The organism is Pedobacter sp. 10L46_2, assembly GCF_056395165.1.
The window spans coordinates 1-9,655 of the sequence record NZ_JBFTIZ010000147.1 but is presented as its reverse complement, the minus strand read 5'-3'; the positions used below and the strand labels follow the sequence as shown (position 1 = coordinate 9,655).

Sequence of the window (9,655 nt, the reverse complement as noted above, 5' to 3'; positions counted from 1 at the left end):
CCTTGGGGGAAAACGTAGGTGGCGAAAATCAATACATCATTATTGGCGTACAGGCCGGCATTATTGCTTTATTGTTATACCTGTGCATATATGTGATGGTGATCAGAACGGGTATAAAATGGTTGCCTAAACTGAAAGGTAAAGAAAGACAGGTGTGCTTAACCGTGTTGCTGATCAAAATCGGTTTCATCATTCCATCACTGACCTCGGAATTTGAAGGTTCTGCATACATTTCTTACATTAACTGGTTCTTAACCGGTTTACTGATCAATATGATTATGAAACCAATGATAACCCAAACTCAACCTACTGATGATCATTGAGAAGTTAATAAGAACATTAAAAGGAGACGCTAACTATAAATGGGAAAGCCCTTATTCTACGAGAGACTTATTCAATGTGAGTTTTCACAGATTTGTACAGGTAGTTAGAGGGTTATTCCTTAAACCTTTTCTAAGGAAATCGTCGGGCCTGATCTTTATTGGCAGTAACGTAAAAGTACGCCACGCTTATCAGCTTACCGCTGGAAAAAACCTGATTCTTGAGGATGGGGTGAGTATTAATGCCTTATCTGAACAGGGCATTACACTGGGCGATCATGTTTCTATTGCACGCAATTCCATTTTGTTTTGCACCGGAATTATTGCCCAAAAAGGCACCGGTATTACGATTGGCGATAGAACCGGCATAAGTGCCCGTGCTTATTTTGCCGGGCAGGGAGGCATTACCATTGGCAATGATGTGATCATGGGACCAAATGTGCAGGTTTTTTCTGAAAACCATGCTTTTGCCGACCCTAACCTGACGATAAAGGAACAAGGTGTAATTAAAGATCCGGTAGTGATTGGAAACAATTGCTGGATAGGTGGTGGGGCCACCATTCTGGCCGGTGTACATATTGGCGATGGTTGTGTAATAGCGGCAGGGAGTGTGGTTACCAAATCTGTAGCGGCAAATTCCATTGTGGCAGGCGTACCGGCTAAGGTTATTAAAAGCAGAGTGTAACATGCCGAAACCATTGATTATAGGAGTAGATGTCCGCGACTTAAGATTAGCCAGAACAGGTACCCGTACCTATCTGGAAGAATTGGTTAAGGAGTTTAAAAAAATGAATGGCAATGGGGTTCAGTTTCATTTTCTGGACACTGATTTTCCGGTTTATACTGGGAATAAAAAGATATTCAAACTTATTGAACATGCCCGGTATCAGCTCTGGAAGCAATTGATCTTACCCATAAAAGCGTTTTCAAAAAACTGCAATGTTATCTTCTGCACCGACAACTTTGTGCCGCTGATCCATTTGGGTTACAAGACCATACCTGTTTTTCATGATGCTTTCTTTTTTGAAAACCCTGAGAATTACGGACGCCTCTGGCTTTGGCTCTATAAAAGAACAGCCATTCCTGCTGCTAAACGTTCTCCTTTTATAGTTACACCAACAAAATACGCCAAAGATCAGATCGCTCGTTATACCGGCATTGCGGAAAAAAAACTGGTCGTAATTTACGAGGGGCCAAAGTTTCTTGAAGATCATGGCTCCAGATCAAACACCAATAGTATTCCTCTTGACTCCTCTTATCTGCTGCATGTGGGCACCCTATTTAAAAGAAAAAACATTCCTGCCCTGATCAATGCCTTTAAACAGATCAAAGCATCGGGCTATCCGAAGCTGAAGCTAGTACTGGCTGGTTCCTTTCCGGCAAATAGTCAGGAAAGTGATCACAGTTTAATTATAGATACCATTGAAAATTCCGGACTCAGGGACCAGGTGGTGCTTACGGGCTATTTGTCGGACGGGGAATTGGCCTTGCTTTATAAAAATGCTTTAATGTATGTTTTCCCTTCCACAAATGAAGGCTTTGGGATTCCGATACTGGAGGCTTTTAAATATAATTTACCCGTGCTTGTAGCCAACAACACCAGCCTTCCCGAGGTGGGTGGCGATGCGGTGCTTCAATTTAATCCCTTTGATATCGCCGATATGTCGTTGAAGATAAAATCTGTATTAGATGATGAGCATCTCCGCAAGCAAATGGCGGACAAAGGACGGCAGCGTTTGGCCGGCTTCTCCTGGGAAAAGGCAGCTTTAGAATTGATCGAAGTATTTAGGAAGGTCGTTTAACAAAGTTTTTGTCCACAATGCAGCACCCATAGCATTTAAATGTGAAGTGTCGTGAAAAAGCTCGCATTTACCCCTAAATTCTGCACTGCTTCCATAATCAAGATAATTAACATTCATTTTCGTCAGCAACTGGAGGAGCTTTTCTCTATACACCTCTTTCTTATTGCTATCATACTCCATTAGGGGCGTAGTGGTAATCAATAGCTTCACTTGTTTTGACTGGATAAAACTGATCAGTTTTATCAGGTAATCGATCTTATTTTTATCAAAAGCAATTTTCCCCCTATCTGCTTCTTCACGGTTGACAGTTCCTGCACACATGTCTCCTTCTACCGGATCATAACCCAGGCTCTCCATGCTTTTACCAAAGGAATGACCATAGGTATTTAATAAGATATAACCCAGAGTGGAATTGTACCTGTACAAATGGGATTTGGCTTTTAATGCTGCTCTATCCGGAATTAAGGAAATGGTAGAATCAATTACGGGATTAACATGATAATAAGGCAACAAGATCGCCAGCCTTTCATAATCCGTAGGATCATAACGCAATTCATTGTAATCTAAATTCAGGATAATGAGTTCAGGTTGATATCGGGATAAAACGCTCTTCACTAATGGATAGGTATACAAAAGGCTTTGCCCCTGGTTCCCAAAATTAAAAACAGATTTCGACAATGTTTTTGCCATTAATGGTGCATCAAAATGCTGTGCGGCATGAGAGTTGCCAAAAATAAGAACCTGCTCTTTACCGTCCTTTATGGCATGTGAAGTGGTAAAATATTTCCCGCTGCGTTGTTTATTGAACAAATACTTTAGCACCAGTCCTCCCGCTAAATCAGCAACTATTAAAGCAAGGGCTAAAACCAATAACTTAACTAAAAGTGTTTTTACTTTTTTGCTCATCTCCCTTTATTTAGAACTGGAAATAGATAAACTGCCCCTCACTAAATACACCAAACAGCATAATGATCATAGCGACAAGGGTATAATAACAATACCTGGCCACCAAAGTATTTGGCAGTAATTTATATAAATGGGGCTTGTATTCTGTTATAAATTCGAAAAACATTAATGCCATGATGGCCACACAGGCATAATAGAAATGATCTTTAGGGTTGCCGGGATAGAATGGCCCTTCAAATCTGATGATCTTACCCAATATTGAAACGGCATCGGTGATATTGGATGCACGGAAGAATACCCAGGTAATACAAATCAAAGAGAAGGTAAATATGGTTTTGAGTGCTGTTTTGATCAGGTTATCTCTTTTTGATGATTTAGGGATCATGGATTCGATAATCAGCAATACCCCATTCAATGCACCCCATACCACATAGGTCCAGTTGGCACCATGCCATAGCCCGCTTATTAAAAATACGATTAACAGGTTGCGGTATACCAAAACCTTACTTTTAACCTTGCTCCCGCCCAATGGGATATACACATAGTCTTTAAACCAGGTGGATAAGGAGATGTGCCACCTGCGCCAGAATTGTGAAACAGAGGTAGCCAAATAGGGCCTGTTGAAATTCTTCATTAGATCAAAACCCATCACCCGCGCCGCGCCAATAGCGATATCGGAGTAGGCGGAAAAATCACAATAGATCTGAAAGGCAAAAAAAACGGTAGCACATGCCAGCGACTGGCCCGATTGGGTAGCCGAGTTGTTATAAATGGTATCTACATAAATCCCAATTCTATCGGCAATGACCAGCTTTTTTAAGAACCCGATCAGCATTTGCTTTAATCCTGAGCTCACTCTTTCTAAACTAAATTCATGCTTTTCATGAAACTGGTGCAGCAGATTCTGTGGCCTTTCTATCGGCCCTGCCACCAATTGAGGGTAAAACATGACAAACAAGGCATAGATCCCAAAGTTTCTTTCGGCTTTCTGATTGCCGCGGTAAACCTCGATGGTATAGCTCATTGCCTGAAAGGTATGAAAGGAAAGGCCGATGGGTAATAAAATGGCTAAATAAGGGAATACCGAACCAATGTTCTCATTTATAAAATTGTAATACTTAAACACACACAATACACTGATATTGGCGATCAGGCTGACGATCAGGAATACTTTTCTTCTGTGCCCTGAGCTATTTTCGATGTATATTCCTGCAAAATAATCGATTACGATTGTGAAGCCGAGTATCAATATATATATCGGCACAAAGGCCATATAAAAATAACAGCTGGATAGCAAAAGCAGCATCCAGCGGAATTTATGGGGCAGTAAGTAAAATAACGTGGTTACAGTTATAAAGAAGAATATGAACTGGACAGAATTAAATAACATAGGCTTTTCTGCTATTTATTTAAAAACACTTCTACATGCTCGTCGGCTACATTCTCCCAATTAAAAACACTTAATGCACGCTCCTGAGCTCTTTTAGCTAATGTCAGCATTTCGGAATAATTATCTTCGCAATAATTGATTTGTTCCGTTAAAGACAGGATATTTCCTTTTTTAAACATCCTTACGGTATCCTGTACGGCGTATTCATTTTCTTCAATATCGCTTACAATCATCGGGACATTTAAACCCATTACGCTCAGCACAACGGGGGATAAGCCCTCTACATCTGAAGGCTGGATATAGCAATAGGCATTTCTGATGAGCGTATTTACCTCGTCGCCATATACAAACCCGGGGAACAAGACTTTTTCATTTCCCATATCCATGATTTGCTGTTCATAAGGAGAAGGATTTGGCGATCCACCGATAAGGACCAGTTTCTTCTTAGAATTAGAATTTTTAAATGCCGGAATTAAATAATGCAGGCCTTTGTCAGGAATAAACCGACCTATAAAAAGATAATACTCCTGTTTTTCGAGGTTATTCTTTGTTAATATTTCAGGCACATCTACCCATGGCGCCACTTCGCTCCCAAAAGGGATGAAAGTGTATTCCTTTTTAAACCTCTCTTCAAATAGTTTTTTGGCAATCACATTGTCGAAGATCACCTCATTAGGCAGGTGAGCGGTTAAGTATGCCGAAAGCTTAAGGTACAGCTTGCCATACCAGGGCCATTTGTCACGCTTCCAGTCTACCCCATCCTGACTGATAAATACCTTTTTCCCAAAAATACGTAATGGCAATGCCCAGATACTGTTCCCCCCGTTTTGGATGTGAACGATATCTGCAGTATTGTTTACAATAATATCCCAGGTACATTTAAAGGAATGCAGTAAAGTATCAAACCCTGTTCTTGCAGTTGTTTTGAAGGTTTTTATTTTTACACCCTCGTATTCTTTAACATCTACAAAAACATCAGGGTATTGTCTGTTATAAGCTACAACGCTGTGTCCACGCTTAACAAGCCTTGGAAACAGCTCCATTGCAAATTTATCTGCACCAGCCGCTCCTTTTGCGGGAGGCATCGACCTGAAGCCAAAAGCCGCAATACGCATAATTAAAGACTGATGGTTTCTTTTGTAGCAGGAAGGTTCTCTTCCAGGAATTCAGCGTAATAGTTATCGATATACTCTCTTAAAGCAACCTTCCAATCACGCATGATGTTCAAATCCCTTAAAGTCAGTTTTTTATTGATCAAGCGCTCTGAGGTAGGTCTCGGCGCAAAATAAGTGTCTTTAAAGTAATCTGACGAGACTTCTTTAAAGGTTACTTCTTCTGATAAACCCAGAATATTTACCAGCTCCTCAGCAACTTCACGTCTGCTGGTCTCACCGTTACACACTAAATTATATAGGCCCCAATATTCTTTTTCAAATAACAGCTTTACATTTTTTGCAAAATCAACTGTGAATGTTGGTGTTCCATCTTTATCATTTACCACATGAAGTTCTCTGGTACCTTTAACCAGCTGCTTGATGAGTTTATTGATGAACTTTTTATCTTTCTTTGGACCGCCGCCCATCATCCAGCCTGCACGGCAAATGATGTAACGTTTGGCATTTTCCCTTACATAACGCTCGCCCATGTATTTTGAGCGGGCATAATGACCAAGTGGATTTGGTTCGTCCCAATCATCATAGAATTCTTTCTTTCCATCAAAAATACCTGCGGTGCTGATGTACAACAAAGGGATATTCAATTGATTTGCGATATACACTGCATTTTCTACCGAAGTAGTGTTGGTCAGATAGGTATCGTCCTGATTCAGTTCACAATACTCCAGATCGGTATAGGCACCAAGGTGAAAAAGATAGTCGGGATTAAAGTCGGTTACGTCCTTTTTATATTGTTCGAACTCACGGAAATCAAGAAAACTAAGCCAATTTTCATTGACGTCCTTATCAGTACATTTAAGTTCGTATTCTTCTTTAAAAACAGAGTGAAAGGCTTCACCAAGCATTCCGCCAGCACCGGCAATATAAATTTTCTTCTTCATTAGAGACTTTAACGCCATATTTTTCAATCTTTTAAAAGAGTTGTATGGCAAGAGATTAAATGGTTTGATGTTGACGCCAAAATTAACTTTTTTTTATTACCAGTACAACCTTTTTTAATTCTGTCCAAATTTAACTTGCCTGGCAGAGCAGCACTTTGCATTAAAAAAACTGAAAAATGACCAAAAATGAGTTCATTTTGGTAAAATTTCATTTAATACAAGCATCTTTGAGCGCAAATTACGTTTAACAACGTATGGTGTATAAAAATTATGCCAGTTTATTATAAGTGTTAATTTAGAAGAAACAAATGAATATTCTTGTTGCAAACTGGACCTGGTATCCGAGTGGTGGAGATTGGACCTATGTTGAAAACGTCACCAAGCTTTATCGGGAAAAAGGACACCAGGTAATTCCCTTTTCTATGAAGGATCCAAGAAACTTTCCTTCTGACTACACTGAATATTTTATTGAACACATAGATTATAAAAAAGTAAACAAAAAGAGCCTGAGTGATGGACTGAAGGTAGTAAAGAAAAGCATTTTCTCGACCGAAGCACAGCAGCAGCTGGAAAAGTTACTGGATACGGTTAAGATCGATTTCGCACACATCAATGTGATCCATCACTACATCACTCCTGCGATTTTAAAAACACTTAAAGACYGGGGAATCCCCATCATCTGGACGCTTCATGAATACACACCGATTTGTCCTGAAAGTACCTTTATCAGTCACGGAAAGATCTGCGAAAAATGCTTTGGTGGTGCCTTTCACCATTGCGTAACCAATAAGTGCAAAAAAGGTTCTTATCCGGCAAGTGTAGTGGCGGCACTTGAGAACTATGTTCATAAATACCTGAATTACTATGCTTATGTAGATCACTATGTGTGCCCCTCTGTTTTTCTGTATGAGAAATTCAAATCCTTTAATTTCTTTGAAGAGAAGCTGGTGCAGCTTTACCATGGTTATGATTACGAAGAGATTGAAGCGGCAAAAGCACAGATTGCTGTAGCTTCAAATGAACGCTATATTGTGTTCGTAGGCCGACTGGAAAAGATAAAAGGAGTACATACGATATTGGCGGCCATGAAAGATCATCCGGAGATCCGGTTAAAGGTTATTGGAACAGGGACACAGCAGGCCGAGCTCATCGACTTTGTTGCGAAGAACAACCTGAACAACGTAGAATTTATGGGTAAAAAAAACAAAAAAGAAACCCTGGAGCTGATTGGAAGCGCCGACTTTTTGATCTGCCCTTCTGAATGGTATGAAGTGCTTGGCTTTACCGTTGTGGAAGCCATGGCCATGGGCAAACCTGTAATTGGCTCGAAAATTGGTGCGATCCCCGAAATGGTGATTGATGGGCATACCGGATTCTTATTTGAACCGGGTAATTATTCGCAACTTTCTGAAAAGATAAATGAGCTTTACAACAATAAGAACCTGTTATTGCAAATGGGAGCAAATGCAGAAAAACATATTCGCGGTCTTATCAACACCGAAAAACATTTTTCAGGATTACAAACGCTTATTCCTTCTCTATAATCATATTTACAATTATATTTTTCATAAAACTATCATCTAAAAATGAATAGCTTACATATCAAGAAAACCATACCCCTCTTTTCTGTCCTTATTATTGGATTTTCCTTTATCGCTTTGAAGAGTAATGCTCAGGTTGTATACGAAAACCCAACAAACCCTGTTTATAAATACCTCTCGCGTCAGGCCCAAAAAGGAAACATCGAGTTTAATGACCTGATCCAACCGGTGAGCAGGAAACAAATTGCTTCATTATTGACCAGTTTACAGGATTCATCGGCTAAACTGAGCACAACCGAACAAAAAGAACTTGCTTTTTATTTACAGGAGTTCAGTGAATTTAGCACCAACGTAAAAGACACTACTACTTTTTTCAAGAAAGATCCAGCAGGTAGATGGAGATTTCTATCCGTTACCAAAGACGATTTTCTATTAAGGGGAGACCCTGCCCTGACTTTTGAAACCTTTCAGGGAAAAAACAAAAGCATGGCCCGCGTGGGAACCGGCTTAACTTTTTGGGGTCATGCCGGAAAGCACATTAGCTTTCAGTTTTATTTTCAGGATATTACTGATCGCGGTAAAGGAATTGACAGCACCCGAATATTTACACCTGAAACCGGGATCATCAGAACGGCAAACATAAACCCAAATGCAAAGACTGTAAATTACAGCGATTTCAGGGGAAACATTACTTACGCCTGGGAAAATGGGGCGATCAGCTTTGGAAAAGACCAAATGCTGTGGGGCTATGGACAAGGTGGACGATTGGTCTTATCTGACAAATCACCTGCTTACCCGAACATCAGAATTGATTATCAACCACTTAAATGGCTTCGCTTTAATTACATTCATGCCTGGTTAAATTCTGCATTAGTTGATTCGGCAAGATCTTATGATAAGGGCAATCCGCATTTTGGCAATAACAGGGAAATCTACATTCCTAAATTCCTGGCTTCACATACCCTAAGTTTTATCCCAGTTAAAGGCCTGGACCTTAGTGTGGGTGAATCGGTAGTTTATAGTGATAATCTGGATGTAGGATACCTGATCCCGGTAATGTTCTTTAAAGCATATGATCAATACCAAAGTCGCTATAAGCTTTCAACCGGAGCAAACAGCCAGTTCTTCTTTTCTGTAAGTTCCAGAAATCATTTACCCAAAACACATTTATACGGATCCCTTTTTATTGACGAGATTAGAACAGGGGCAATTTTTAACGCCTCAAAAAGCAGAAATCAGATTGGGTACAGTGTTGGTGCCTCTGTTACAGACGTACTGGTGCCGTATTTAACATTGGGAGGAGAATACAGTCGCATAAACCCTTATGCCTACAACAATCTGATCCCCGCACAAACCTATACAAATCAGAGTTATTTAATGGGCGACTGGATTGGACAAAATGCAGACAGAGTTACTGCATGGGTTAACTACACACCTATACCCCGTATGGTTGCCAGTTTCCAGTTCACAGCCATTAGAAAAGGTCAGGAAGGAAACCTTTATGATCAGTATTTTGCAGAGCCACAGCCAAAATTCTTAAGTGAGGGGCCGGTAGAAACTCAAAAACAATATTTACTTGAGGTAAATTACCAACTGCTGAATAAATTATATGTTAAAACTTCTTTCATGCACCAGGATGG

At 40.1% G+C, this 9,655-nt stretch carries 9 protein-coding genes; 5 read left to right on the top strand and 4 right to left on the bottom strand.

The window, feature by feature from the left end:
• From AC1DDX_RS16150 to AC1DDX_RS16140, 3 genes are all read left to right on the top strand, one after another.
• On the top strand, positions 1 to 323 hold a 323-nt coding region (locus AC1DDX_RS16150), incomplete at its 5' end, for a hypothetical protein (RefSeq protein WP_477622266.1).
• Positions 313 to 1,005 carry an acyltransferase gene (locus AC1DDX_RS16145; RefSeq protein ID WP_337718068.1) on the top strand — a complete coding sequence of 231 codons (693 nt, stop codon included), beginning with the start codon at positions 313 to 315 and terminating at the stop codon, positions 1,003 to 1,005. The genes AC1DDX_RS16150 and AC1DDX_RS16145, both read left to right, overlap by 11 nt.
• Position 1,006: 1 nt before the next feature.
• Positions 1,007 to 2,122 carry a glycosyltransferase family 4 protein gene (locus AC1DDX_RS16140; protein ID WP_337718067.1) on the top strand — a complete coding sequence of 372 codons (1,116 nt, stop codon included), beginning with the start codon at positions 1,007 to 1,009 and terminating at the stop codon, positions 2,120 to 2,122.
• On the opposite strand, the gene AC1DDX_RS16135 is transcribed toward AC1DDX_RS16140, so the two are convergent.
• From AC1DDX_RS16135 to AC1DDX_RS16120, 4 genes are all read right to left on the bottom strand, one after another.
• Entirely contained in the window at positions 2,087 to 3,028 is a 942-nt protein-coding gene (locus tag AC1DDX_RS16135; protein ID WP_337718065.1) for a hypothetical protein, read from the bottom strand. The genes AC1DDX_RS16140 and AC1DDX_RS16135 overlap by 36 nt on opposite strands.
• Before the next feature lie 10 nt (positions 3,029 to 3,038).
• Positions 3,039 to 4,301: an MBOAT family O-acyltransferase gene (locus AC1DDX_RS16130; RefSeq protein ID WP_337718145.1), complete on the bottom strand. Its 1,263-nt coding sequence runs from the start codon at positions 4,299 to 4,301 to the stop codon at positions 3,039 to 3,041.
• Between the two features lie 128 nt (positions 4,302 to 4,429).
• Positions 4,430 to 5,533 carry a glycosyltransferase gene (locus AC1DDX_RS16125; protein ID WP_337718063.1) on the bottom strand — a complete coding sequence of 368 codons (1,104 nt, stop codon included), beginning with the start codon at positions 5,531 to 5,533 and terminating at the stop codon, positions 4,430 to 4,432.
• Between the two features lie 2 nt (positions 5,534 to 5,535).
• Positions 5,536 to 6,474: an SDR family oxidoreductase gene (locus AC1DDX_RS16120; RefSeq protein ID WP_172662037.1), complete on the bottom strand. Its 939-nt coding sequence runs from the start codon at positions 6,472 to 6,474 to the stop codon at positions 5,536 to 5,538.
• A 308-nt stretch (positions 6,475 to 6,782) separates the two neighbouring features.
• On the opposite strand from AC1DDX_RS16120, the gene AC1DDX_RS16115 reads away from it, so the two are divergent.
• Entirely contained in the window at positions 6,783 to 8,018 is a 1,236-nt protein-coding gene (locus AC1DDX_RS16115) for a glycosyltransferase family 4 protein (RefSeq protein WP_477622265.1), read from the top strand.
• Between the two features lie 42 nt (positions 8,019 to 8,060).
• Positions 8,061 to 9,655 (top strand): capsule assembly Wzi family protein (locus tag AC1DDX_RS16110; protein ID WP_477622264.1); only part of this gene is annotated, 1,595 nt, incomplete at its 3' end.

Excerpts from the sequence above, each read along its gene's own strand:
- AC1DDX_RS16120 (WP_172662037.1), bottom strand. The coding sequence starts at position 6,474 with ATGAAGAAGAAAATTTATATTGCCGGTGCTGGCGGAATGCTTGGTGAA.
- AC1DDX_RS16125 (WP_337718063.1), bottom strand. The coding sequence starts at position 5,533 with ATGCGTATTGCGGCTTTTGGCTTCAGGTCGATGCCTCCCGCAAAAGGA.
- AC1DDX_RS16135 (WP_337718065.1), bottom strand. The coding sequence starts at position 3,028 with ATGAGCAAAAAAGTAAAAACACTTTTAGTTAAGTTATTGGTTTTAGCC.
- AC1DDX_RS16140 (WP_337718067.1), top strand. The coding sequence starts at position 1,007 with ATGCCGAAACCATTGATTATAGGAGTAGATGTCCGCGACTTAAGATTA.
- AC1DDX_RS16145 (WP_337718068.1), top strand. The coding sequence starts at position 313 with ATGATCATTGAGAAGTTAATAAGAACATTAAAAGGAGACGCTAACTAT.
- AC1DDX_RS16130 (WP_337718145.1), bottom strand. The coding sequence starts at position 4,301 with ATGGCCTTTGTGCCGATATATATATTGATACTCGGCTTCACAATCGTA.